This is a genomic window from Fluviicola sp. (genome assembly GCF_029266855.1).
Taxonomy (GTDB): domain Bacteria; phylum Bacteroidota; class Bacteroidia; order Flavobacteriales_D; family Crocinitomicaceae; genus Fluviicola.
Map to the genome: position 1 here is coordinate 208,834 of NZ_JAQSWB010000006.1, position 26,317 is coordinate 235,150.

The 26,317-nt window shown below is 40.0% G+C and carries 25 protein-coding genes; 9 read left to right on the forward strand and 16 right to left on the reverse strand.

Annotation, left to right across the window (positions count from 1 at the left end; genetic code table 11):
- Nucleotides 1-26 precede the first annotated feature (26 nt).
- From K0S23_RS13615 to K0S23_RS13660, 10 genes are all read right to left on the reverse strand, one after another.
- Entirely contained in the window at nt 27-1,016 is a 990-nt protein-coding gene (locus K0S23_RS13615) for a beta-ketoacyl-ACP synthase III (protein ID WP_300358382.1), read from the reverse strand.
- Nucleotide 1,017: 1 nt separating this feature from the next.
- Nucleotides 1,018-1,959: a phosphate acyltransferase PlsX gene (gene plsX / locus K0S23_RS13620; RefSeq protein WP_300358385.1), complete on the reverse strand. Its 942-nt coding sequence runs from the start codon at nt 1,957-1,959 to the stop codon at nt 1,018-1,020.
- 33 nt (nt 1,960-1,992) lie between these two features.
- Nucleotides 1,993-2,184, reverse strand: a complete 192-nt coding sequence (rpmF, locus tag K0S23_RS13625; RefSeq protein ID WP_013686016.1) for a 50S ribosomal protein L32 — start codon at nt 2,182-2,184, stop codon at nt 1,993-1,995.
- Between the two features lie 21 nt (nt 2,185-2,205).
- Entirely contained in the window at nt 2,206-2,835 is a 630-nt protein-coding gene (locus K0S23_RS13630; protein WP_300358388.1) for a YceD family protein, read from the reverse strand.
- A gap of 182 nt (nt 2,836-3,017) precedes the next feature.
- Nucleotides 3,018-4,136, reverse strand: coding sequence for a 4-hydroxythreonine-4-phosphate dehydrogenase PdxA (gene pdxA / locus K0S23_RS13635; protein ID WP_300358391.1), 1,119 nt, complete (start codon nt 4,134-4,136; stop codon nt 3,018-3,020).
- A gap of 1 nt (nt 4,137) precedes the next feature.
- The gene (locus tag K0S23_RS13640) at nt 4,138-5,535 is read right to left on the reverse strand and encodes a M17 family metallopeptidase (protein WP_300358394.1); all 1,398 of its coding nucleotides are present in this window, start codon (nt 5,533-5,535) and stop codon (nt 4,138-4,140) included.
- Between the two features lie 260 nt (nt 5,536-5,795).
- Complete coding sequence (locus tag K0S23_RS13645; RefSeq protein ID WP_300358395.1) at nt 5,796-6,641, reverse strand: DUF4349 domain-containing protein; 846 nt, start codon at nt 6,639-6,641, stop codon at nt 5,796-5,798.
- 67 nt (nt 6,642-6,708) lie between these two features.
- Entirely contained in the window at nt 6,709-7,167 is a 459-nt protein-coding gene (locus K0S23_RS13650; protein WP_300358398.1) for a MarR family transcriptional regulator, read from the reverse strand.
- A 159-nt stretch (nt 7,168-7,326) separates the two neighbouring features.
- The gene (locus tag K0S23_RS13655) at nt 7,327-11,220 is read right to left on the reverse strand and encodes a hypothetical protein (RefSeq protein ID WP_300358401.1); all 3,894 of its coding nucleotides are present in this window, start codon (nt 11,218-11,220) and stop codon (nt 7,327-7,329) included.
- 122 nt (nt 11,221-11,342) lie between these two features.
- On the reverse strand, nt 11,343-12,296 hold the full coding sequence (locus K0S23_RS13660) for a hypothetical protein (RefSeq protein ID WP_300358402.1): 954 nt from the start codon (nt 12,294-12,296) through the stop codon (nt 11,343-11,345).
- Between the two features lie 266 nt (nt 12,297-12,562).
- On the opposite strand from K0S23_RS13660, the gene K0S23_RS13665 reads away from it, so the two are divergent.
- Nucleotides 12,563-14,491 (forward strand): YgiQ family radical SAM protein, encoded by a 1,929-nt coding sequence (locus K0S23_RS13665; protein ID WP_300358404.1) that lies wholly within the window; start codon nt 12,563-12,565, stop codon nt 14,489-14,491.
- 82 nt (nt 14,492-14,573) lie between these two features.
- Here K0S23_RS13665 and K0S23_RS18575 read toward each other — a convergent pair whose 3' ends face one another.
- A complete protein-coding gene (locus tag K0S23_RS18575) occupies nt 14,574-14,777 on the reverse strand; it encodes a DUF3606 domain-containing protein (RefSeq protein WP_366944317.1) in 204 nt (67 codons plus the stop codon).
- 228 nt (nt 14,778-15,005) lie between these two features.
- Between K0S23_RS18575 and K0S23_RS13670 the strand changes: the two genes are divergently transcribed.
- The 5 genes from K0S23_RS13670 (at nt 15,006) to K0S23_RS13690 (ending at nt 18,156) form a co-directional block, all read left to right on the forward strand.
- A complete protein-coding gene (locus K0S23_RS13670; RefSeq protein WP_300358405.1) occupies nt 15,006-15,326 on the forward strand; it encodes a hypothetical protein in 321 nt (106 codons plus the stop codon).
- Nucleotides 15,327-15,328: 2 nt separating this feature from the next.
- Entirely contained in the window at nt 15,329-15,976 is a 648-nt protein-coding gene (locus tag K0S23_RS13675; protein ID WP_300358407.1) for a hypothetical protein, read from the forward strand.
- The gene (locus K0S23_RS13680) at nt 15,949-16,743 is read left to right on the forward strand and encodes an ATP-binding protein (protein ID WP_300358410.1); all 795 of its coding nucleotides are present in this window, start codon (nt 15,949-15,951) and stop codon (nt 16,741-16,743) included. Before K0S23_RS13675 ends, K0S23_RS13680 begins: the two co-directional genes overlap by 28 nt.
- Nucleotides 16,719-17,402 carry a response regulator transcription factor gene (locus K0S23_RS13685; protein ID WP_300358412.1) on the forward strand — a complete coding sequence of 228 codons (684 nt, stop codon included), beginning with the start codon at nt 16,719-16,721 and terminating at the stop codon, nt 17,400-17,402. The genes K0S23_RS13680 and K0S23_RS13685 overlap by 25 nt, the downstream gene beginning before the upstream one ends.
- Before the next feature lie 550 nt (nt 17,403-17,952).
- On the forward strand, nt 17,953-18,156 hold the full coding sequence (locus K0S23_RS13690) for a LuxR C-terminal-related transcriptional regulator (RefSeq protein WP_300358414.1): 204 nt from the start codon (nt 17,953-17,955) through the stop codon (nt 18,154-18,156).
- Nucleotides 18,157-18,163: 7 nt separating this feature from the next.
- Here the strand turns inward: K0S23_RS13690 and K0S23_RS13695 are convergent, their stop codons facing one another.
- From K0S23_RS13695 to K0S23_RS13705, 3 genes are read right to left on the reverse strand one after another with little or no spacing between them, the layout of a single operon-like run.
- Nucleotides 18,164-19,015, reverse strand: a complete 852-nt coding sequence (locus K0S23_RS13695; protein WP_300358417.1) for a class I SAM-dependent methyltransferase — start codon at nt 19,013-19,015, stop codon at nt 18,164-18,166.
- 8 nt (nt 19,016-19,023) lie between these two features.
- Nucleotides 19,024-19,605, reverse strand: a complete 582-nt coding sequence (locus K0S23_RS13700; protein WP_300358419.1) for a DUF2892 domain-containing protein — start codon at nt 19,603-19,605, stop codon at nt 19,024-19,026.
- Nucleotides 19,606-19,613: 8 nt separating this feature from the next.
- A complete protein-coding gene (locus K0S23_RS13705) occupies nt 19,614-20,048 on the reverse strand; it encodes a Rid family hydrolase (protein ID WP_300358421.1) in 435 nt (144 codons plus the stop codon).
- Between the two features lie 128 nt (nt 20,049-20,176).
- Between K0S23_RS13705 and K0S23_RS13710 the strand changes: the two genes are divergently transcribed.
- Nucleotides 20,177-21,166 (forward strand): NAD(P)H-dependent glycerol-3-phosphate dehydrogenase, encoded by a 990-nt coding sequence (locus K0S23_RS13710; protein ID WP_300358424.1) that lies wholly within the window; start codon nt 20,177-20,179, stop codon nt 21,164-21,166.
- Nucleotides 21,167-21,266: 100 nt separating this feature from the next.
- Here the strand turns inward: K0S23_RS13710 and K0S23_RS13715 are convergent, their stop codons facing one another.
- Nucleotides 21,267-22,139: a helix-turn-helix transcriptional regulator gene (locus K0S23_RS13715; protein WP_300358427.1), complete on the reverse strand. Its 873-nt coding sequence runs from the start codon at nt 22,137-22,139 to the stop codon at nt 21,267-21,269.
- A 96-nt stretch (nt 22,140-22,235) separates the two neighbouring features.
- Between K0S23_RS13715 and K0S23_RS13720 the strand changes: the two genes are divergently transcribed.
- Nucleotides 22,236-22,577: a DUF983 domain-containing protein gene (locus K0S23_RS13720; RefSeq protein WP_300358429.1), complete on the forward strand. Its 342-nt coding sequence runs from the start codon at nt 22,236-22,238 to the stop codon at nt 22,575-22,577.
- Between the two features lie 112 nt (nt 22,578-22,689).
- Nucleotides 22,690-25,446, forward strand: coding sequence for an N-acetylmuramoyl-L-alanine amidase (locus K0S23_RS13725; RefSeq protein WP_300358432.1), 2,757 nt, complete (start codon nt 22,690-22,692; stop codon nt 25,444-25,446).
- A gap of 282 nt (nt 25,447-25,728) precedes the next feature.
- Here the strand turns inward: K0S23_RS13725 and K0S23_RS13730 are convergent, their stop codons facing one another.
- Complete coding sequence (locus K0S23_RS13730; protein ID WP_300358435.1) at nt 25,729-26,313, reverse strand: 50S ribosomal protein L25/general stress protein Ctc; 585 nt, start codon at nt 26,311-26,313, stop codon at nt 25,729-25,731.
- Between the last annotated feature and the right edge of the window lie 4 nt (nt 26,314-26,317).

Sequence of the window (26,317 nt, forward strand, 5' to 3'; positions counted from 1 at the left end):
TAATTTAATAGTTGTTTTCGATTTATTTAAGAATTATAAGCCCATTTTATGTAGACGGCTCCCCAGGTAAATCCACCACCAAAGGCGGATAAAATCAGGTTGTCGCCTTTCTTTAACTGTTTTTCCCAGTCCCACAAACAAAGTGGTAAAGTACCGGCAGTTGTATTTCCGTAACGGTGAATGTTCACCATTACTTTTTCTTTCGGAACACCCATTCTGTCGGCAGTTGCATCAATGATTCGCAGGTTTGCCTGATGCGGTACTAACCAATCCACATCTTCAGCAGTCAAATTATTGCGTTCCATGATCTCAGCAGATACTTCAGCCATGTTGGTTACCGCAAATTTGAACACTTGCTTTCCTTCTTGCTTCACAAAATGTAAACGCTGATCAATTGTTTCATGAGTAGGAGGATTTGCCGAACCACCAGCGGGTTGGTACAAATATTGTCTTCCTCCACCGTCTGATTTCAAAATTGCATCCTGGATACCGAGTCCTTCCGTGTTTGGTTCCAATAATACAGCACCACCTCCATCACCAAAAATGACACAAGTTGTACGGTCTTCGTAATCAAGAATAGCGCTCATTTTATCAACGCCGATTACGATTACTTTTTTATGTTTTCCGGATTCTATGAAACTCGCCCCTGTTTGTAAGCCATAAATGAAACCTGAACACGCTGCGATCAGATCATAACCCCAGGCATTCTTCATTCCGATTTTATCACAAACAATATTAGCAGTTGAAGGGAAAGGATAATCGGGAGTAACAGTAGCCAAAATCACCAGCTCAATGTCTAATGGATCGGTGTTTGTTTTCTCGAGTAGTCCTTTTACTGCAGCTGCAGCGATATCAGAACAAGCACCTTCACGAAGAATGCGTCTTTCTTTAATCCCGGTTCTTGTTGTAATCCATTCATCAGAAGTATCAACAATTTTAGCTAAGTCGTCATTAGTTACCACTTCCTCTGGAAGATAGCCACAAATGCCTGTTATTGCTGCGGTGATTTTACTCATTTTAATGATTAAAAGCTTCGTTAATGTTTTTTGTAAGATCCGATTTTGCAACTTCGTAGGAGTGAAGAAGCATACTTCTTACAGCTTTTTCGTTGGAGATCCCATGACCGATAATGACATTACCCTTCACCCCGAGAATAGGAGTTCCACCGTAATTTTCATAATTGAAACGATCAAAGTACTCATCGCGAATACCTCTTTTACGCATGAGGGTATAGATTCCTTCCGCCTGCTTTAAAGCAATGTTTCCGGTAAATCCGTCACAGACAATTACGTCTGCCATGCCGGTAAATAAATCGCGACCTTCTATGTTGCCAATGAAATTTATTTCATCCGATTCAGCCATTAGTTTATGAGCAGCAATCGTCAATAAGTTCCCTTTGGTATCTTCTTCACCAATATTCAACAAACCGATTCGGGGTTTTTCCACACCATAAACACTTTTGGCGTAAAGACTTCCCAGAACGGCAAATTGATAAAGAACATCGGGTTTGCAATCGGCATTTGCACCAACATCCAGTAAGATGGAATTTTTCCCATCCACTGTTGGCAATACAGAAGTTATACACGGACGGATAATGCCGGCAATGGTATTGATCTTGTAGATCGCACCAACCAGCATTGCACCGGTATTTCCCGTACCAGCAAAGATGTCTATTTCCTTTTTTGCGAGCAAGTCAAAACCAACAGCAATACTGCTATTCGGTTTGTTTGGAATTGCCCGGGTAGGATGGTCATGCATCGTAATGAGATCAGGGGCATGAACAATGTCATACGCCGCCGAATCTTCATTCAACGCGTTTAGGCCACTCAAGATTTGTTCTTGGTCGCCGATCAACACGAGACGCACGTCCTGAGGAAGTTCTTTTCTAGCAAGTACAGCACCGGCTATATTGGCCTCAGGTGCAAAATCACCGCCCAAAATATCTATTCCTATCTTCATCAGGAGGAATGTTTACTACTAAACAAGAGCGAATTAAATCGCTACTTCTTTCTCAGCTACAACTCTTCCTTTGTAGTACAATTTGCCTTCATGCCAGTGTGCATGGTGGAACAAATGCGGTTGCCCGGTTGTAGGACAAGTAGCAATGTTCTTTGCGATTGCTTTGACGTGAGTTCTTCTCTTATCACGTCGTGTTGTGGAGATTCTGCGCTTTGGATGTGCCATTTTACTTATTTATTTCAATCGTTAATTCAAATTTTTTAATGCGGACCATCTGGGGTCTATCGGTTTGTCGGTATCAGGGTCATCCGAATCATCATCATCGTCTTCTCCTTCTTCGTCATCCCAATCCTCGTCATTGTCCTCATCATCTTCCCAGTCTTCATCGTCCTCATCCCATTCGTCGTTTTCCGGTTCGTTTGCATTAACAATATACTTGTTATACAAATTCATCACTTCCTCGTTGCATTCTCCCTCAGGGTGAATTTTCCGGGCAGGTAATGAAATAACCAACAACTCATAGATCGGTGCCGAAAGATCCAGTTCAAATGTTTCCGGGTGAAGAATAATTAAATTCTCATCTTCGGATACATCCGTACCAAATTTGTAAACAATGCGGTAATCGCCGTGAATGTTTACTTCCATGGGATCGTTACATCGATCGCACGGAGTGTCAACAGTTCCTGACAGGGAAAATTCCGCTACCATCATTGTTTCCTTCTTTTCAAATGCAAGTTCTACAAGAACATTTGCATCTTCAATCAGCGTGTCTTCAACACCTTCAAAGAACGATTTGTCTATGTTGAACTCATAGCGATGCGTCCCTATATTTAATCCGACAAAAGGGATTATGAACTCATTCGTAGATTTCTTCACTACACAAAAATTGGAGGGCAAAGGTAGAAAAAATAAATCATTATCAATTTAAATTCATTTAATTTTATTTTTCACCCTTTATTTTATGCCTGCTTTGAGTTTGACTCTATCACGACAGACTCTTATCGTTTAACTTCACATTATCCGACATCGCGGATATTTTTTCGAAAAAATGCTTTCTCTTACTCAATTTCATGTTGCCGGTCACCTCTTTTTCTGTGGTGTGCCGACTCCTGGATTTGTAATGGATTTGCAGCAATTTCCTTCAAAAATTTCCGGGTATTGAAAATGTCAATGGCCAGATAAATTGCACTTCTCATGGATTGCGAATTGGCTTCGTTTTTACCTGCTATATCGAATGCAGTCCCATGATCCGGGGAAGTTCTGACAATGGGTAATCCAGCAGTATAATTCACTCCGTCTTCAAAAGCAAGGGCTTTAAAAGCGGCTAATCCCTGGTCGTGGTACATGGCTAAAACAGCGTCATATTGCCCGCGATTCGGACTTCCGAAAAAGCCGTCAGCAGGGAAAGGACCGATTGCAAAAATATCTTCATTTCGTGCCATATTGATTGCCGGAGTGATGATTTCTGCTTCTTCAGTTCCCATTTTTCCATTCTCGCTGGCATGCGGATTTAAACCAAAAACAGCAATTTTCGGACGTTGAATTCCAAAATCTTTTTTCAGACTATTGTCTAATTCTTTGATTTTTGTCAGGATTTTTTCACGTGTCAGGGTGCCTGAAACGTCTTTTAGGGGAAGATGTGTCGTTACCAAGGCCACGCGAAGTGAACCGCTAACCATCATCATCAGGGCTTCGTCCATACCTGCCAAATGTGCCAGGTATTCTGTGTGACCCGGGAATTGAAACCCTGCTTTCCCGATTGCTTCTTTCGAAATCGGTGCCGTTACCAAAACATCAATTTTCCCGGAAGCAAGGTCTTCAGTTGCTTTTTCCAAAGAAAGGAAAGCGTATTTTCCGCTTGCTTCGGTTCCTTTTCCCAATTCAAACTGAACCTCTTCGTTCCAAACGTTGATGATATTGATCTTGCGGTTAATTGCTTCGGTTGCGGTTTTAATACTTTGATAATTGAATTCCGGTTCGTTGAGGGCTTTCTTATGAAAAGAAATGGTTTTGGAGGATGCGTAAATAATTGGAGTACAATCCAATAGTAAACGATTGTCCAGCAATGCCTTGATCACAACTTCCGGTCCGATGCCGTTAATATCACCGATCGAAATTCCTACACGGATAGGAATAGCACGACCTTCTTCTTTGATTTTTTCTTTCTCTTTTTCCATCTTATGAAAGTCGTTTTAAGAAATTGATCATTAAGCGGATTCCGGTTCCGGTTCCTCCAAAACCTCTGTAATCCTGTGGTCTGTCAAGAAATGCGGGACCTGCAATATCCATGTGGATATAAGGAGCCTTTACGAAATGTTCCAGGAATTTTCCTGCAGTGATCATTCCGGCATAACCGTTTCCAATATTATTCAAGTCGGCAATTTTAGACTTCATGTCATCGTAGTAATCGTCCCAAAACGGAAATTCAACTACGCGTTCATAAGTTTCCATTCCGGCTTCATTCAGCATGTTGAAATACTTCTTGTCTGCATTTCCCATGATAATGGATGCGCGGGTACCAATTGCACGTGCAGCGGCTCCTGTGAGCGTTGCTGCATCAATAACCAATTCAGGTTTGTATTTATCCGAATAAGCCAATGCATCTGCCAGGATCATCCGTCCTTCTGCATCCGTATTCAAAACTTCAACTGTTGTTCCATCGAACATCGTGATGATATCACCAGGTGTGTAAGCATTCAATCCCGGACGATTATCCGTAGCAGGAATTAATCCAATCAAATGAACAGGAAGTTCCATCATTGCTGCAGCATAAATAGTTCCGGCCATCATTGCCGCACCGGCCATGTCGGATTTCATTGCGTCCATGGAACCAGCAGTTGGTTTTAGGCTCAAACCACCCGTATCGTAAACTACTCCCTTTCCAACCAAAACAATTGGTTTCTTATTGCTTGCCTTTTTTGGTTTGTATTCGATGATGGTAAATGTCGGCGGATCAACGGAGCCTTTGTTTACTGCCAAAAGCCCGCCCATCTTCAATGCCTCGATTTTGGATTTCTCGAGAATAGTCACTGAAAAGTTTCCTTCTTTTCCTTTTGCTTCGATCGCTTCCGCAAGTTGTGTTGCATTTAATCCTGAAACAGGTTCGTTTACCAGGTCGCGTGCCCAGTAAACCGCTTTCAATGTAGCAGAAAGCTCATCAATCGTGGATGACGTTATTTTCGCGGAGAAATCGATGTTCTCTAAAGCATATTTCTCTTTTTTGGCTTCTTTCCGGTATTTCAGGTATTGATAAGAAGAAAGTGCAAGACCTTCCGCAAGCAATAAGCTCATGGATTTTCCACCGTCGATCAAAACGCTTTTGATTTCTTTGGGTAAAACTCCGCGAAGTTTGTGTCCCATAATGCGTTGTTTTTCATCTGTTGCCTGGTCTTTAATAAACACAAAGTGTTTTCCTTTCAGGGGCAGATGCAGAAATTGTGAATCTGCGTTCTTGAGAAATAAGTCCAATTCTTCCGCTACCACTTTCGGTAGTTTGGTTTGTGTTTCTGTTTTTTTTCCAACAAGGACAACGAGGCCTTCCTGCTGGTCGAACACAGCTGATGTATTAAAATTCATATAAATCAAATTTGTGAGGTAAAGGTACTATTTTCCACGATCGAATGGCTCAGAAAATTGAAATTTGCAATTTCCCAAAAACCCAATGTCCCAATATTGGGATACGATTGATTATCAGGATTTTAATTGTTAAATAGTTCTTTGAATTCAGTATTAGTCAAATCTTTTTTTGACTCGAAAGCAGATCTAATTATTGGTTTCCATCTTTCGGTTTCTCACTAACTAAAAAGGTGCTAATACGTAATTTTTGAAGACTCGTTTTATTTGTTCAGCTTTTTGAGTTTTCGATAGCCAAAAATACCTGCGGGAATCAGGATCAAAAGAAGCGGCCAAATAGAAAGAAGCCATAAAGCAAAGGTTACAATCCCAGTCCAGCCTTTTGAAAAAGCATTTCCTGCATCTTCCGAAAAACTTGATTCATTTGCTGTCTGAGGATGTGGGATTACTTTATATAATTCGATATCCAGCGTACTGTAACCGACCTGGTCGTCCAGAAATGTCAATCTTCCTTCCTGACTTTCAATTTCTTCGATCAATTCACGGATCTGATCTTCAATTCGGATCATTTCTTCAATGCTGCTGGCTTTTTTCAATAATTCTTCATAGCGTTTCAGGTATGCTTTTTTACTGTTCAGTCTTATTTGAAGGTCCAGGTATTCTCCGCTTACATCCTCTGTTTGAAGATCTTTTGAAACAATTTCGTCCGTTCCATTATTAATAACCTGGAGCAGCTGTTCGAAGTTTTTTGCTGGAACCCGGATTTTTAGGGAATAGCGGTGTTCATATGCGGATTTGCTGAAATGATCGTTGTCATAGTATCCGTCAAGTGATCGAAGCGCCTGATCCAATCGTCGTTTACTATTCTCGATATGCTTCGATTTTAGAGAAAGGGTTCCTGTTTTAATTAGCTTTTTTCTTTGTTTTGGAACCGATTTTTGCTCCTCATCACTTGAATTGGCCGATACCAGGCTTGATTTTTTTTCTTCGAAACTGGTGTTTTCAATAGAAGAATTTTCCATTTCTTTCTGTTCGTAAGAGCACGAGAGTAAACAGACCGGGATCAAAAAGGTTCCGGTTAAAAGAGATGCGGTGATTAGTTTTTTCATTGTCCAGGGTTTTAGTAACGTATAATACAAACGTTAACTAATAAGGTTCAGGTTGGGTGGGAAAACATTAATTCGAGATTGTAACCTGCTGTCCGATTTTTTTAAGCATACTGATGGTTTTATTCAGGTTTTGAATATCAACATCCTTTAAAAAGTTGGTGTAAAACTCTTCAAACATCCTGGAATATGTTTTACAGAGCTTTTGGCCTTTCTCTGTTAAGGTGATAAGTTTGTTTCTGCGATCGGTGAAGTCTTCCTGGCGCAATACCAGGTCTTTGGCTGAAAGTTTGTCTATGATCGGTGTGAGATTGGCCTTGTTTTTTCTAACGCGGTCTGCAATTTGCTGCTGGTTAATTTGTTTATTTCTGGACAGGACCATCAGGACTTCCAGCATTTCAACTGTTATCCCCAAATCATTGTTTTTCAATTGCTTTTTGAAGTAGGCCTGAATGACAAAACGAATGTCTTTAATAGAGTCAATGAGTTCTACCAATTTAGCCATATTCGTATTTTCGATCTCAATCATATTTCACTTCAGTTGATTCCTGTAAAGTTAAGGACTAAACAGTTATGCAAAGTAACTAATACCCGGGAAATTAGTGAAGTGTATGACTTGTTTATTGATTGGTATTCAAGGGGCTGAAATAACAACCCCTTAATACTTAGTTGGTCAAATTCTTTCTATTTATTCTTCGTAATTCATGTAAATTTCGTCTTCTCCGTAGTAACCTTCCGGAGCCTCTTCGCTATTCATATTGATGCCATAATATTTTCGTTTCAGTTCTTTCCCGACCTGATACGTGATGACACTCACATCCAATAGTTTTTCCTGGTAACTTAAGATTGCATCCAGGTTTTCCAAATTTGGATTTAAGCAGATCTCACTCATGTTTTTTACACTTCCTAGGTCACCTTTGAGCCATCTTCCGTTCCGTTTTCCAAGTACGTATTCACCTACTTGGTTCAGATTGCCGTTTACGTCATACAGCTTCCAGATCCCGGTTGGCAAACCATCTTTTACCCAGCCTTCGTTTTGAATGGATCCGTTGTCGTAATAGTTCTTAACATATCCGTTTCTACGGTGTTGAGTCGTGTCTTTTTCCCAGAAACAGTAAAGCATGCGCTCTTCGTTGTGATCCGTGTGTGAACAGTCGTACTTTTCGAATTTCTCAATAATCCAGTTTTTGCTCAATGGGTTGTCGTTTTCATCGAGGTAATAAAGAATTCCTTTTGATTTGAATTTGATGCTGTCATTGATAGAAATAATGGTGTCGAAATACTCTACTTCCATGAGTTTCTTCCCGAAATAATTAAAGTATTTCCAGCAACCCGTTTTGATTCCTTTTGAGATCGCCCCGACACGTGCGATGGTGTCATTCGGGTAATATTTCGTAATGTAATAATCAATCCCGGATTTGTTCACCAGGCTTGGTCTTCCATAATAAGGTTCATAGAGCCCGTAATCCGAATAACCTGCCTGATAAATCAATTGATCAATACTTGAACTCGCTGTGATATCCGCAAAGTTGAAAGGGATGGAGTCTCTCCAATCAAATTCGTAGCGAACGCTCAATTCGTTTTCTTCCCAGATCTTTTCCTCTACCGGTTGATTATACAGAAACTTCACGTATTGATATTTGAAACCAAGTGTATCGTAAGCTTCATAATCGTCGATCGGTTGTCCGCCTAAGAAAAACCCCTTCTTGGCAAGTTTTCCGTTGGAATGATATGCGACTGATTCTCCCTGGAGCATCCCGTTTTTGAACCCAAGATCAAAGATAAGTACCGAATCCTTTCCGGGATTAGTGAAGTATGTTTTGACGTTGCCATCAATAAAGCCGCTTCTATAAAAAGATTCATTATAGAACAGTTTATTTCTTTTGAACTCAACACCTTCTTTTGCTCCCTCAATAAAGTTTACGTAAGTTAAAGTGTCTCCTTTCCACCCTAAAGTAGTATATGGACCGTTTAGAACTCCGTTTTTGAAAGAGCATTTTGATTGCAGGTAATAAGTTTTCTTTAAAGGATATTCTTCGTATTTGCCTAATGGATTTTCATAACCCATCATCCTTTCATCTTCTTGCCTCACTTTCGGTTTTGGGTTTGCTACTCCGTAGTCTAAATTATCTCCGTGAGCTTCTCCGCTCTTATAACCGATCGTTGATCTGACTTTTCCGTATTGATCTTTGTAAGTCCAGATACCTTCCGGTTTTCCATCCAGGTATTTCCCTTCAACAGAGATAAATGCAGATTCTTTGTTCGAAGAAGTAACAGCGTCCCTGTAGTAATCTTCCCGTTCGGCTATTTTTCCGTCCAACTCATATTCCTGGCGCTCATAAAGTGCTAAAAATACTCCGTAAAGATTTGGAAACAGACCTGTTACAGTGTGAGAAAGTTGGCTTGACCCGCCGAATTCGGAAATATAACCTTGAAGCAGATCATTTCTTTTTCTGGATTTCATATATGATTTCATGGCCGCCTGATAAAGTTTCAAATCTGTTTTACCGTTCGGCAGGGACAATTGAATCGTTTCATTGCTTGCCTTTACACTGAAATTGCCTTTTTTATCAGTTAATTTAAAGTTGCCTGTAAATGGTTTCCCATTAACGAGTAACTCGTCATCTTTCTCTATGGAATATTTGTATTCCCAGTAAAAAGCAAGTTTCTCACGGGGAACGGTATCAGACAGGCTTGATTTCCAATATTCATCCAGGATTCCGTTCTGAATGGTTCTTAACTCCAGGTTTTTGAATTTCCAGGTCTTAACGGCATTTGCATTCAGGTAATCTTCTGAAAAAACAACTTCCTGTGTGGAAACGGTATCACCCATCAGGTTTCGTTGCAGCACATTCAGAGTCCGAATTTTCGGATAAAAATAAACTTGCTTGGCAAGTGAAGAATCTGCTTTGAAAAGTTCTTCGATGAGTAAGATCTTTTCCGGCATTTCACCCATTTTCAGTTCCTTGTCTTCCGAATAGATCATCGTTGGATTTCCATAATTCCGATCGTATTCTTTCTGATTAACTGTAATGTAGGCGTAGTTGTTCTTTTTGGAATCATTTAAGATATTTCCTTTTGAATCATGCCATGTTTCATGATAAAGAATGCCGTTGTAGTCATAGAAACGCTGGACATATTTATTTGAATCACTTATGAAAACAACTTCGTTTGCAATATTTCCATTGTCCCAATAAACCGGTGCTTCTTTCAAAAGGGTGCCATCTTTGATCTCAAAGCGGTACTGCAGCTGCCCGTTTTGATAATAATGCTCCACAATTCCTTCATAAGCATACAAATAACCTGCTGAATCGATCAGATCATTGAGTGTATACCTCTTTCCGTTGACGAATTCGTAATATTCATTCGGGTTATAGTTTGTTCCAGGTTTGAATTCCATTTCGCCATTATAGTACTCGTCTTCATACATTTCCTCTTCCCCCTCATAGCTTGTCAGGTTTTCCTCCGGTAACTCCATCGTGTTGGTTTCGGTTTCGAGAATGCTCAGGAAAGTGTTGAAATCGGGGAAATCCAATTCGTATCCCAATTCATAATCACCCGGATTTGGTGAGGAACTGTTTTTCAATACTAAGGTATCTGCCCTGTCGTAATTCATAAAATCGTAAGGGATTACCGAATGGCGCATAATAGGTGATTTCCCTCTTTTTTTATCACTTCGCAAAGTATAGCGGTCGATCAGTATCTTTTCTTTTCCTTTTGTGACTGTAAGTTTTCCTTTTTTGTCGACGGAAACACTTGTTTTAAATTCATAGATTTCCCAGGAACCGGAAGCCTGATCGTTCAGGAAGTTCCCGGAAGTAAGCAGTTCTTGATTTTCATAAATGGTGAATGGGCCGTTTTTCAAACCGTTTAAAAAAGTAATGCTTGTTTTCGTGGTATCATAAACGACTTTTTTCAGGCGGTTTTCTATTGATTCTTTGGGATCGTAGGTATAACTTTCATCAAATTTCTGTGCATACTCGAAGACTTGCCAGCGGCCGGTTTTTTCACTGTTTAAGTAATTCCCGGTTTTCACAATTTTTCCTTCTGGGGAAAACCAGGTGCTTTTGCCTTCGATCATGTTGTTTTTAACGGAAAAAAAAGCAGCGACGATATCGTTCTTATAGCGCAGAACACGTTTGGAAATGTAGGGAATGTCGCGGTAAAATAAAACGTAATCCCCGTCAGGGATACTAACGAGTGCCGGAGTTGGATCAATAGCTATACCATTCTCGGAAGTTACCATGAAGTAGGGATAGTGTTCAAGAATCTCTTCAAAATCTTTAATGTACTTTTTATACGATTTTGGGAATTTGATGGCGGCTTTCTTTTCAATTTCAGTTACCGGTTCTTCCGCAATGGAAACTATTTTCTCGTTTCGGTCATCTCTTTTGATAACCTCCTTGAAATCGGCAAAATTCATGTAATATTCCTGTATTCCCACAACAGCTTGTTGATGGGGATAAACATAATAGCTTTTGCCTTCAATAATGACCTTGTCCGTTTGAGTGTACCCGAAAAGTGATATGATTGAAAGGATGAAAGTAAGGATCGTTTTACTTCCTAAAGGATTGTTGGCCATGGAATTGTATTGATTTAATTTTTAGCGAAAATAAGAAAAAGCGTTAGCTTTTGAAGAGTAAATAACAACACTCATGAATATGCACCGTAGGTAAATGCTAGAACAAAAGTGATTTAGGATAATTATGGATAGAAGGTATAGCTAAACAATTCATGTGTTTGATAGTTGTTTACGGCTTCAGCATGTTCTTTCTTGTGAATGATCTTTATCGGCAAGCGTTTTTTATCATAGTAAATGAGTGTTTTCACAGAAGTTACAAATGTTTCGTCTATAAAGGTCGAGTCAATATACCCGTTGAAGTGCCCGTTTTGATAATTGAAGTAGCGTTTTTTAAAGAAAGGATACTCTTCATTTGTAATTAGTCTTGGGAAATTTTTGCTGTAATACTCATAGTTCGAGATAGAAGTTTCTTTTACCGTGTTCTTTACTTTGTAGCGTTTCACAGGCCGGTCAGGGTAGCCTAAAACAATCCAGTCATTTGGCAGCGGACTTGCAATGGAATCTACGGAAAGCGGTCCGAAATAATTGGTATCCAAAATAAAATGGATCAGATCCATATCATTGGATGCTTCATAGGAAGCATAGCTCGCCGAAACTTTACTGGGTTTATAGGTAAAGGTATTGTTCTCAACACCGTATAAATTGTCTTTTTGAATGGCTTCGCAGTAATTCAGTCGTCCGGATTGAGTGATTCGGAAGGATTGATTCGAAATGACAATGCCCTCTGAAAAATCAGTGATTTGAAGCTGGATCAGTCTCCCTTCCCGGTTGAATGTGTAAATGAGGGTTCTTTTTGGAAAGGTTTCGTCTTCGGATTCAGGATTATAGGCGCTGGTATCTGAAATAACTCCTTTAAAAGAGGTAACGGTTAATTGCTGAATTTTTTGCTTTGAAACAATACTGTCGTTAAACCAGAATGGAAAATTGATCAGAGATGAAATCTCTTCCTGGAAATAAAGGGGATGAATCAGATCAGCTGCAATTTCTGTCTGTTTGACTTTCACTTTCTTTTTTTGAGTGCAATAGGAAAGCAGGAATCCTGATAAGATTAATAGGTAAACAATGTATCGTTTCATCCATTTAAAGGTAATATATTTTGTTTTGATCTAAAACTAAGGAGCTTGAAGTTTTTAGGCGCAAAATGTTCATATACTCGGGCCTAAAATGTTTTCCGGCAAGAGCGGATCCTAAAGTTCCGAAGGTCAAATGTTCATAATGAACCTCTTAAACTTTTGAACTCTTTAACTGTTTCAAGCTTTTGAACTTGCCTCCGCCGCTGTTAATGTAATACAAAACCCTCATTTATAAGGCCTGAACGGGTCTTTTTCCTTAAATTTGCCACATGGATATTGAAAGACCAATAACAGACTGGTTGCCGCTTACCAAAAAGGAGGTTGAAAAAAGAGGTTGGGATGAACTGGATGTCATTCTGATTTCAGGTGATGCTTATGTGGATCACCCGGCTTTTGGTACGGCAGTTATTGGCAGGATCATTGAAAGTGAAGGCTTTAAAATCGGGATAATCGCACAGCCCAATTGGAGAGATGATTTACGTGATTTCAAAAAACTTGGGAAACCGAAGTACTTTTTCGGAGTTACGGCAGGTTGTATGGATTCCATGGTAAATCATTACACGGCAGGAAAGCGTTTGCGTTCTACTGACGCATATACTCCGGGTGGAGTTTCCGGGTTCAGACCGGATTATGCAACAACGGTTTACACAAATATCCTCAAAGATCTTTATCCGGATGTTCCTGTTTTGATTGGAGGAATTGAAGCTTCGCTTAGAAGAGTTACCCATTATGATTATTGGAAGAATGAATTGATGCCTTCCATTTTGATGGATTCTCAGGCCGATTTGTTGGTTTATGGTATGGGTGAGCAACCTTTGAGGGATGTGCTTCGCTTGCTGAAAAAAGGAGTTCCTTTCAGTTCTTTAACGACGGTAAATCAGGTTGCATTTATCCAGGATTCATCCAAAGAACTTCCGAAAAACAAACAGTGGGAAACGGTTGAATTATCAAGCCACGAAACGTGTCAGAAAGATAAACTGGCTTATGCTGCAAATTTTAAAATTGTAGAAGTTGAGTCAAACAAATTGAAAGCGAACCGGATTATTCAACAAGTTGGTTCGAAGACACTGATCATCAATCCGCCATATCGCACCATGACCGAAAAGGAAATGGATCAGTCATTTGATTTGCCTTATACGCGCTTGCCGCATCCTAAATACAAGAAAAGAGGTGCGATCCCGGCATATGAAATGATTAAATTTTCCATCAACCTGCACCGCGGTTGTTTTGGAGGATGTAGTTTTTGTACCATTTCTGCCCACCAGGGAAAATTCATTTCGTCCCGCTCTGAAAGGAGCATCCTGAACGAAATTGATGAGGTGGTAAAACACCCGGAATTTAAAGGATACTTATCGGATATTGGTGGTCCGTCAGCGAACATGTATCGCATGAAAGGGAAAGACGAAGCAATTTGTGAACGTTGCTCAAGCCCAAGTTGTATTCACCCGGTTATTTGCAATAACCTGGATACCTCGCATACGGCAATGACGGATTTGTACCGTAAGATCGACGCACATCCGAAGATTAAAAAAGCCTTTGTGGGTTCGGGAATCCGTTATGATTTGCTGGTAGATGATTTTAACAAGAACAACCTGGATGGAAATCACGATGAGTATATCGAGCAATTGATCACCAGACACGTTAGTGGTCGACTAAAAGTTGCTCCGGAACATACTTCCGATGCCACACTGCGTGTGATGCGGAAACCGTCATTTAAATATTTTCACAAATTCAAAGAAAAGTACGACCGGATCTCCGAAAAGAACAATTTGAATCAGCCTTTAATTCCTTATTTTATTTCTTCTCACCCTGGTTGTGAGGAAGCAGACATGGCTAATTTGGCTGCGGAAACAAAAGATATGGGCTTCCAGTTGGAGCAGGTGCAGGATTTTACTCCGACCCCGATGACTGTTTCGGAAGTAATCTATTACACCGGCGTTCATCCGTATACACTGAAACCGATCTATACTGCGAAAGGAGCTGACGAAAAGAAGAATCAAAACAGGTTTTTCTTTTGGTACAAGCGCGAAAACAGGGATTGGATAAAGGATCGACTTACGAAAGCAAAAAGACCTGAGCTAATCTCCCAATTACTGGGAGATCAACAAGGTCCATCTGTGAGTAGTGGTAAAAAAAATAGTGGTAACACTCCGGAAAATATGCCATCGTGGCTTAGTGAACGGAGGAAAAAAAAGTAAGCAACAGGCCGCGAAAACTCAGTGAAAGTGGAAGCGGTAATTTCTTAACGACCTGTTGCTTTAATTATGTTATCTATTTCCTTTATATTGCTATATCACGTGTCGACCAAATTTGAAGCAGTGATTTGTTCATATGTAAGTAGCTTTCAATAGCAGTAATCGAGGAACCAACCTTCGATATACAGTAAAGCAACTCTTCTTCCGAACATTTCAATTCACTACTCCAATGCGAAATATTCGTCTTGCAATGAATATCTACTCTTGGTTTGTTTATATCATGTAACATCTCAAATAATGAATTTAATTTCTTTTTGTTAAGACAAATGTATGTCCTGAATTTGATCTAAACAACCGTATTTTTACTGAAAATGCATTGCGGAAAACCACATTTTTTTCATTTTTTTTGATCTATAAATTCATTAAAATCAAGGGTGTACTTGCTTTCATTTTTTTTTGTGTTTGGAAGTTCAATTAATTCCATTTAATATTGGCGGCATAACTTAAACTATATATTATGTCATTTAACGGAAACGAAGGCGAACAGATTACCTTAACAGAAGGAGGAGAATATACCTTAAGATATCGCTCCAAAAACCCTGATGCTGTAAAGGGTGTTTTTTTGGGGAGAAATCACATTGAAGCAATTTTAGCACAAAGTGATTGTAAAGGGTTACGGATGTATTTTGCAGAAGAGGCGGATGGAAGTGCGACACTTGTAGTAGCTGGTGCCGACTCAAATCAGAACGATATGCTGAATATGATTTTCGAAAGACTAACTAAGTGTCCTGATGTATGTGGAAGTACCAATCCACTGAATAGTGATTTGAAAAGATAGTAATGGGAATCTGGAGGTATTTTGTTCTTTCATCCTACATAATACCTATAGGAATTGGAGGGGCGCTTTTGAAACAAAAGCGCCTTTCTTTCTCTGGACTATTGTTATGGTCTTTTTTATTGTTTACCCTCTCTATTGAAATTGGAGGTACAATTTTAGCTTTCAAAGGAGTTAATAATCTATGGTTGTACCGCATATATTTGTATTCCGAATTGGTATTCCCAGTCATTTTTTTCTTTAACCGGTTTTCGAAAAGAAAAAGCAAGGTTTCACTTTTAATTGTATCTATATCTGCAATTATACTAACTACTCTTACAAATATATTTGATAATTGGCAAAGCTATGCTTCTATACAAACAGTGATCACATTTGCTTGTATTGCATTCATTATCATTAGTTATTTTGTGGAAATGTTTCAACTAGAGAAAGTTTTTAATCCCTTTAAGGATGTATATTTTGTAGTTGGAGGGGTATTGCTATTGGGTTATTCCTCAACCTTGTTATATAATGTGCTTTATGATTATGTAATTATGGGGTATTTTGGATTAGAATTGAATCATATTTTAGACGGAGTAAATATGGGCTTGATTGTATTTTATAATGTATTATATTCATACGCACTATGGATCAGCAGACCCCATCAAGCTTAGGACTATTATTGATCATTGCCACTCTGGTAATGTTTATCATGTCGTTAAGCATCATTATGTTTGCGGTGTTGTATCAGCAAAAAATGCGCCGCAAGAAGCAGGAAATGATCCAGCTGGAACTGAATTACAAAAATGAAATGGTCCAGGCTACTTTGGAAGCCAAAGAAATTGAACAGCGCAGGATCGCCATCGAATTACATGATGATATAGGGTCTTCACTTACCGCATTAAAGCTTTCCTTTGCCTCGCTTCCAATAGGAGAAGAAGACCGGAAGCTATTAAATGAGGGGGTGCAAATCACGATCGGAAAAGTGCGTAGTTTATCTAACCGTTTATTGCCAAGTATTTTGGAAGAACTCGGACTTGTTCCGGCAGTTAAAAGCCTGATCAATACCCTGGCTCAGCAAATTCATTATATCCGTTTTTCCATCATTGCTGTTAATGATCCGAAACATGAATCTCAAACCAGGGAGGTAAGTTTGGCGGTTTATCGTATATTGCAGGAATTGGTAAACAATATTCTGAAATATGCGGAAGCAACCAGCATTCAAATTACACTGGAGCAGAATGAGGGTGGGATCCGGTTAATTATAATTGATGATGGGAATGGTTTTGTCCCAACGAAAGAAGACAAGCTGAAATCCCAGAGTTTGGGATTGAAAAATATTGAAAGCAGGAGCCAGCAAATTGATGCAAAAATCGAATATCAGTTAATGGATCCTGGAACAAAAGTTATTTTAGTATGGGAGCCGAAGGAACAGGTATAAGAATTGCAATTGCGGAAGATCAGTCTATTTTTAGAAACGGATTGACAAAATTGCTCAATGACATCCAGGGATTTGAAGTGGTTTTAGCAGTTGAAAATGGCCAATTACTGATCGATGCGCTGGAAACCACACCGGTTGACCTGGCACTGATCGATTTTCGAATGCCCGTGAAAAACGGAATTGAGGCTACAAAGGAGGTTCGTGAGAAATTTCCGGATGTAAAAGTATTGCTGCTTTCCATGTATGACGATGTGGAATTTGTTGAGTTGGCAATTGAAAACGGGGCTAACGGGTATCTGTCTAAAGATGACGATGCGGAGGAAATTCAATTGGCAATCAAGTCTGCAGTGGAAACAGGGTATTATCTGAATGACCGGACTTCTAAGATGTTTATTGCGAAAATGGTGCATTCCGGGAAGATCCAGCCTGTTTTCGAAATGAATTCCACCCAGATTTTCAATGACAATGAAATGGTGATCTTGGAGTTAATCTGTAATGAAATGACAACCCAGGAAATCGCGGATAAATTGTTTAAAAGCAGACGGACCATTGAAAGTGCACGGACAATGATGATGAACAAGATCGGGGCACGAAATGTAGTTGGTTTGGTAATGTATGCTATTCAGAATGGAATGGTGAACCAGAAAAAAGTTCAATAGTTTCCGCCGCAGTGGATTCAATAGTTCAATATAGATTTACTTAAACACCTTTGAACCTTGTTTGAACTTACTTATAAATCCTTGTCACTATCCCGTAATAGAGTTCTTACCGCTAGTGGTTTTAAACCACAATTCGGAATTCTCAATTTGTTTGGAATAGCTAATTCCTTCGTGATCTTTTGAATGAACGTACTGTCAACTTTTGGGGGAATAGGTGTTTTCCCCTTTTCAAAAAATACTGTCAGATAGAAATCATGTTGTGAGGATGGGTAATGTCTGAATGATATTTTTTAAATGTTGCGGAAAGCGATTCACGTAAAAGCCTTTAATAAGCCATTTTCATCAAATTCATCAATTGGAAACCGTGGAAAATTCATGATTAAAAATATAAAAATGTCTGAATAATATAGTTATTTGGGACAAAGAAGAATGAGCTATGTCGATTGAAGCAATCAACTTTGTAAAAAAAAGAGATAGCAAATTATAACGCATTGCTAAAATGGTTCATCGAGGAAAGATTCAACCGGTTTTTGAAACGAATTCCACGAGTATGTTTAGTGAAAACGAACTGGTGATTCTGGAATTGATCTGCAACGAAATGACCACGCAGGAAATTGCCGACAAATTGTTTAAAAGCCCACGTACCATTGAAAGTGCACGGACAATGATGATGAACAAGATCGGGGCACGAAATGTTGTAGGTTTGGTAATGTATGCTATTCAGAATGGAATGGTCAATCAAAAAACAAAGTAGCTTAAATTTATTTATAGATCCTTGTTAGGATCCCGTAGTACAGTTCTTTTCCGCTGCTTGTTTTAAACCACAATTCGGAATTCTCCACCTGTTTGTTTGGAATTTCCAGTTCCGAAGTGATTTTCCGAATAAAATTACTGTCGACCTTTGGTGAGTAGGTGTTTAAGATCAGAACTCCTTGCTTATTCAATAACTGAACAGCTTCTGAGATTAAAGTTCCCAATAACTCTTCCAGTTTCCATTTTTCGCCTTTTGCTCCAAGGCCCCAGGCTGGTGGATCGAGTTGAAGAATATCGTATTTGTTTCCTCTTTTAACCTCTCGCCGGATAAACTTTAAAGCGTCCTCATGAACCCATTTAATTCCATCTAAACCGGATTCCAGTTGGTTTTGTCTTCCCCAGTCGAGCATTGGTTTTACGCTGTCACAATGGATAACCTCAGCTCCTGTTTTCCTGCCGAATAATGAAGCAGCTCCGGTATAAGCGAAGGCATTCAGGAAACGTTTTGAAGCATTCAGATTCGCAGAAAGAAATTCCCAATTGATTTGTTGCTCGGGAAATAATCCGAGGTGTTTGTTGTTTGTGATTCTTAAATTGAATACCAGTCCGGCAGATGAGAAAAGCCATTCTTCCGGTGCTTGTGGCTTTAATTTTTTCCAGGCACCCTGAAGTGAACCTTCTGACTTTGGAATGAATTCCCAGTCGGCGGAGTCATGCCACTCCTTTTTGGATAGGACAGCTCCGAAATATGCCTGGTGTTCCGGGCGAATCGTTGTTACAGTTCCCCAGCGTTCCAATTTTCTTCCGCCACCTGCATCAATGAGCTCGTAGTTTTCCGGAAAATCGGCAAATAATTTCATCCGTTGAATTAACGCATTTTAGGCATCTTCTTGCGTCCACCCATCATTTGTGCCATGCGCATCTGATTCTTGGAAGGAGCATTCTGCATTTGGCCCTGCATCATTTTGATCTGGTCTTTCAGCATACCGCTGTCATCCATTTTCTTTGCTTCCGCCAAAAGTGTTACGGCTTCTTGTCTTCTGCCGGTTTGAACACAGATACCAGCTAGGTGCATTCGCGCCATTGCTTTGTCATGACCTCTTTTCAATCCAAGTTGAATTGCCTGGCGTAACATTCCTTCTACCTTCGCATGAGGAAGCGCCTGCGCATTCAAAAGAGCCTGCATATAAATGACGTACGCTCTCTGACGTTTTGGCAAGAATTGCGGAGATGTAATCCGGTTAATTGCCCGCTGAGCTTTATCCTGGTTTCCACTGCGCATGTGATTCAGTGTGAAAGCCAGGTTTTCATTGTAAATGAAAGAAAGAATTACCAGGGCCAGTGGGATAATAAGGGAAATTCCCCAACCCCAGTATCCGGTGTAAAAAGAATAAACTGTTAAGAATAACATACCTGCAGCGATTAAACTGCGAATAGCAAATCCGATCATAATTTTATTTAGTCAATTGTTGCGATACACTTTAATTCAATGGCGATAGGAGTTGGAAGCGAATTGATCTCAACCGTTGTTCTGCAAGGCAGGTTGTCTTTGAAGTATTCTGCATAAACACGATTGTAAACGTGGAAATCACGTTTCATATTTACCAAGAATACGGTAACATCTACAAGTTGGTCCCAGCTTGATCCGGATTCCTCCAAAATAACGCGCACATTGTCGAATACACTTCGGCACTGCGCTTCAAAATCAAACTCAATAAAATTCCCGTTTTTATCCAACTTTAGTCCCGGAACTGCCGAATCAATATCGTCAGAGCCTGCTACTCTTGGTCCAACTCCCGATAAAAAGAGAAGATTGCCAACTTTGCGTGCATGAGGATACATTCCAACCGGTTTCGGAGCCTTGTTTGTAGAAATACGTGAAACTTCTGCCATAAATTTTTTTAGCAAAGATAGTGCTTTCTGTTAGATTGCATAACGAATTATTTTCAGGATCCGAAAGAGGAGCTTTGAATGCAACGAAGAGAATTATATGTACATTTGCCAAGTCTATGAATAAGCGAATGAAAACCGTTGGTGTCATTGGAGGAGGTAGCTGGGCTACTGCTTTGGTGAAGATATTGTGTAATAATTTTGCACAGGTAAATTGGTTTGTTCGCAGGGAAGATCAGGTAGCTCACATTCTGAGATACAAACACAATCCGACTTATTTACAGTCGGTTGAGTTTGACCTGAATAAGATCCATGTTTCCAATGATCTGGAAGCAATTATCAGTAGATGTGATGTCTTAATTGTTGCAACACCATCAGCTTTTTTAGTTGATCTGTTTAAGGACACAACTCCGGAACTATTCAAAGGGAAAATTGTTTTCTCTGCTGTAAAGGGAATTGTTCCGGAATACAATGCTATTCCTGCCCGTTTTTTTCATAAGACCTTCGGAACTCCTTACAAGGATATCGGAATCATCTGCGGACCGTGTCATGCGGAAGAAGTGGCATTGGAGCGTCTGTCTTATCTTACGGTTGCCTGTCAATACGAAGCAATTGCAGCGGAAATGGCCCGTATGCTGGCATGCCGTTATATTAAAACGACTACTTCAGACGATTTATTCGGGACGGAACTTTCGGCGGTTTTAAAGAATGTGTATGCACTCGCATCCGGGATCTGCTCTGGGTTAGGCTATGGAGATAATTTTCAGTCGGTTTTGATTGCAAATGCTATCCAGGAGATTGAAAACTTTATCGATGAAGTAAGTCCGATCCACCGGGATGTGAAATCATCTGCTTATTTGGGCGATTTATTGGTGACTGCCTATTCTAAATTTTCGCGGAACAGAACTTTCGGTTTTATGATCGGGAAGGGGTATTCGGTGAAAACGGCCCAGCTTGAAATGGAGATGATCGCCGAAGGATATTACGCAACGAAATGTGTCAAGGAGATCAACAAGAAATTCCAGGTTGAAATGCCGATTTTGGAAGCGGTTTACAATATCTTGTACGAGAAAATATCTCCGGTGATTGAGATGAAAATTCTTTGTGATAAGTTGACTTAATCCATCGCATTTTTACATTGAAACCCAATAAGAATAGAGGCTGTTTGCGATATCGCGAACTTGCAACCGGAATAAGGAATAATCCCTTGTTGAACTTATATTAAAAGTTTCTCTTCCTAAACTGTTTCGGCGTTTCCCCGGCATGTTTCTTAAAGAACAAATGGAAATAAGGATAATTCTCAAATCCCAGCTCATCTGCAATTTCCTGGATACTTTTCGAGTCACTGACTAATTTTCGCTTTACTTCCAGGATCAGGCGTTCGGCAATAAGCTGAGTGGTGCTTTTCCCTGTGCATGATAAACAGATCCGGTGTAGGTGCTTTGTGCTCATTGCCATTTCTGATGCATAGAACGAGGCATTTTTTTGCAGCGTATAATTTTCATCCAGCAATTTTGCGAAGCGGTGAAAATGATCCTGGTATAAGGTGTTTTTTTGAGTAAAAGTTGTGGTTTGTTCGGCGTAAATCCTGGAGAGGTCCGCGTAAACAAGCTGACTTAGGCTGGCGATCTTCAAAAATGAATGTCTTGTATTTTGTTTATACTCGATCATCATTTCCTGAAAACGCTGTTGCAGCATGCGGGCGGCTTCTTCCGGAATATCCAGTTTCGGATTGGAATCCCTTGATTGGAAAAAGGGCCATTGGTACAATTCGAAATGGGTGACATATAACTTGTAAAAATCTTCCGAATGAAAGAAGATCCATCCTTCTGCTTCTTCGTCAAATTCCCAGTGATGAATTTGTTCCGGTTGAAGAAAGAACACGCTGTTAGGATGAATGGGGTAAGAGTTAAAATCGACGGCATGGGTTCCCTTTCCTTTCTCAAAAAATACGATTAGGTAGAAATCGTGTTTGTGAGGATGATTAATGTCCGAATGATATTTTTTTAAATGTTCCGAAAAACGATTGATGTAAAAGGCCTGTAATAGGCCTTTTTCGTCAAATTTCTCAATTGGAAGCCGCGGAAAATTCATGGTTAAAAATACAAAAATGTCTGAATAGTATAATTTTTTGTGATAAAGAATACTGGATTGAACGGCCATGAACGTGTAACTTTGTAAAAAAAAGAAATGTCAAATTTTAAATGGGTACTCAGCGGAACTTGTCCGATATGTGGAAAAGGGAAGGTTTTTGAAACGAAGGGATCTTTGTTGCGTCTGAAAGCTCCTGTAATGCATGAACGCTGTTCAGAATGTAACTACAAGTTTGATAAAGAGCCCGGCTACTTTTTTGGAGCTATGTACATCAGCTACGGAATGGCTATTGCAGAATTAATTGCCGTGTTTTTGTTACTCAACTGGTTTATCCCTTTGGGATGGCTTTTTGCAATTATGTTTACCGTACTTATGCTAAGTATGTTTTTCAACTATAGAGTATCCCGTATCCTGTGGATCCACATTTTTCATGAATAGCCGAGCAGCCATTTGTTAAATTTTAATTTACTAAATCCATTTTCCTTTTAATTGATTTTCAGGTGTATAAAGAATTCGATATATTTCGTTCTCAACTACACATGGAAACATTATGAAAAAATCGCTACTATTCACAGCTTGTTTAATTGGCTTCAATTCGTTTTCTCAAACAAGCACGGACTTTGAGAATTACTGCCAGCAAGCTTATACTGCTTATCCGGCTATTCCCAAAGGAATTATTGAAGCAGTTTCATTTACTCAAACAAGAATGTCTTACCTGGATGATTCTGAATTGGAATCGTGTTCCGGACTGCCGAAGACTCATGGTTTCTTAGGCATGGTAGCAAAGGGGAAAGGTTATTTTAAGGAGAACATGAGATTGGTTTCCAAGCTTTCCGGGATTTCCTTATCTCAAATCAGGGAAGACCCCGCAAGTGAGATTGATGCTTTTGCGAAAGTGGTTGACGGGTATATGAAGGAACTGAAAGGGAATTCGCTGCAGAATTCCTTGAAGGAAATCTTTAGCAGGCTTTCTTATTTATCTGATTCCGGAAAGGTAAATGCTTTTGCCCGCGATGCCGAATTATACGAATTGTTTCGTTTTTTGAATAAAGATGAGAATTCGGATTTGTATCATTTTCCGGATTATAATTTTGATTTGGCAAGTTTGTTTAGTGCAGATAATCTGGCAGTTTTAAGTGCTCAAAGGGTGATTTTTTCAGAACAGGGAATTCAGTCCAATTCCGGGGTGAACTATATTCCGAAAAAAGCGGGAGGCTCTCAAAAATCAACTGAATATGCTCCTGCTGTCTGGAATCCGGCACCGTCATGTAATTTCAGTTCCCGGAGCGGAACAGCAATTTCTGCAATCACGATTCATACAATCCAGGGAACATATGCCGGAGCAATTTCATGGGCTCAAAACTGTTCTTCGAGTGTTTCATATCACTACGTGGTAAGGTCATCAGATGGCCAGGTAACCCAAATGGTGCTTGAAGCGAATAAAGCCTGGCACGTTGGCTCTGAAAACCCTTATACGATCGGTTATGAACACGAAGGCTACGTTAGCCAGTCACAATGGTACACAACGGCCTTGTATAATGCATCTGCCGGAATTACACGTGATATTTGCCAAAGCGGATACGGAATTAACCCGCTCAGAACATTTTCGGGGGCTGCAAGCACCGGAACAAATGTTTTGGGTGGATGTATCAAAATCAAAGGACATCAGCATTATCCGAATCAAACACATACGGATCCGGGGATTTATTGGAATTGGGGATTGTATTACCAGCTGGTGAATAACAGTCCCACGCAAAATGTATTGAACGCATCAAACGGAACATTTACTGATTCCGGTGGCAGTACTTCAAATTACAGCAATGACCAGCGTTACCTTACACTTATTCAGCCTGCAAATGCCAGTTCCATAACCCTGAATTTTTCCAGCTTTTCACTGGAAGCAAATTGGGATTACCTCTATATCTATGATGGAGCTACAACGAGCGCTCCTTTGATCGGGACATACACCGGGACAAGTTCTCCGGGGACAATAACTTCGTCCAGCGGATCTTTGTTGGTTGAATTCCGGAGTGATTGTGCTACAACCGCTGCGGGTTGGGTAGCAAACTGGTCGAGTGTTATTACAAATCCGGCTTTGGGAGATGCAATTCCGCCAATGACTGCTGTAAGTGTTCCGGGAAGTTGGGTAAGCCAGAGCTTTACTGCGACATATACCGATACGGATAATGCCGGAGGTAGCGGAATTGAAAAATCTTATTACCAGGTAACAGATTATAACGGAGGCGATTGGCGTGCTAATCCGGCAAAAGGATTTTTCAATGATAATTTCGATCAATCCGCTATTCATTCCAGCTGGACTTCTCAGTCAGGTATCTGGGCTTTGGGTTCCGGAAACCTGGTACAAAGCGATGAGTCGAATGGAAATTCAAATATCTGGGCTGGCGTAACGGGTAATTTAAGTAACCGTTACTTGTACCACTGGTCCGGGGCAATGTCCGGAACCGGTACGAACCGTAGGGCAGGACTGCATTATTTCTGCAGCGATCCGACTTTGACAAACAGGGGGAATTCTTACTTTGTATTCTTTCGCCTGGACAATGATAAGATCCAGATTTACGAGGTGACTAATGATGTGTATAGTCTGGTTGACGAAGTTGTCTATGATTTCAATGCGGATCAATGGTACGATTACAAAATTGCTTATGACAGGATTACCGGTAAGCATCAGGTATATGTAAATAATGTACTGACCCGTACCTGGACAGATCCGACTCCCCTGGCGACAGGAGATTATATTTCTTTCCGGACCGGAAACTGTGTTTACAAAGTAAATGATCTAAGGGTTTACCGTTCCAGGAATTCAAGTACTTCAATTGCTGTTGGTACGAATGGCGATATGCGCTATGAGAGCCCCAATTCTTTGACTTCGGCTGGTCGTATCCGATCTATTGTCCAGGATGTGGCGGGAAATTTGTCTGCGATTTCAGCTCAGGATGTAAAAATTGACTGGACCAATCCTACAGCTATCCAGGCAGGTAATGATGGAGAAGCTGTTGATGCTTCAATTAGGACAAGTAATTCTGTGACGGAAGCAGAGTGGGCGACTTCTTCTGATATTGTCAAATTGAAGGCATACCCGAATCCGGTAAGCGATGTTTTAGTTGTAGAAACAAACCGGGCAGGAGGAATGATGATTATAACGGACTACATGGGAAGGATTGTACTGGAAAAGAAACTGGACGCCGAATCGACTCAATTGAAAACAGACCATTTATCGGGCGGGATCTATCAATTATTGTATAGTTTGGACGGAAAAACATCCCGCCAATCAATCATGAAACACTAGATTGGATCGATTTCTAAATCGATTTTCCTCAAAACTGACGGTTAAAAAACTGAAAACTGCTTTTGAGAAAAACGAGCTCTAAAAAACCAAATATACTTATCAACTTTGGTTCACCTAAGTAGGTAAAGATATTAGAGCCTACTTCCTAAATCTAATGTTAGTTATGCCATCTTCGCGTTAAAGTAGAGATGGCTTTTTTATTGGATCTGACTTTTAAGCATTAAAAACAAAGAGGGGGCGCGATTTTTCGCGTCCCCTCTTGTTTAAAGTTCAAATAGAATCTTAATCTTCGTCTTCATCATCAGCTTCTGCAGCTTTAGATGCTCCACGAGCCATTTTAACAGATACAACTACTGCGTTTTTAGCTTCAGAGATAGTTAAACCATCCGTTTCCAAATCTTTCACACGAACAGATTGTCCGATACGCAACTTAGTAATATCAATTACGATTGCTTCAGGCAAATCTGTTGGAAGACCAACTACGCGTAAACGACGGAAAACCTGCATCAAACGACCTCCGGCCAATACACCGCGAGAAGCACCTGTCAAACGAACTGGCAATGCCACTTTAACCGGCTTCTTAGCATCTAATTCCAAGAAGTCAATGTGCATTACTTTATCCGTGATAGGATTTTGTTGAATCTCCTGAATAATTGCGTTGGCTTTTTTGCCTTCAATATCCAATTCAATTTTAAATACATCCGGATTGAAAATCAATTTTTCAACCTTAATGTCTGGAAGAGAGAAATGTGTCTGTGTACCTTGTCCGTAAAGAACGCATGGTACTAAACCAGCATCTCTCAAAGCTTTAGCATCCTTCTTCCCTACGTTCGCGCGAGGCGAACCGCTCAATTGTGCTACTTTCATGTTT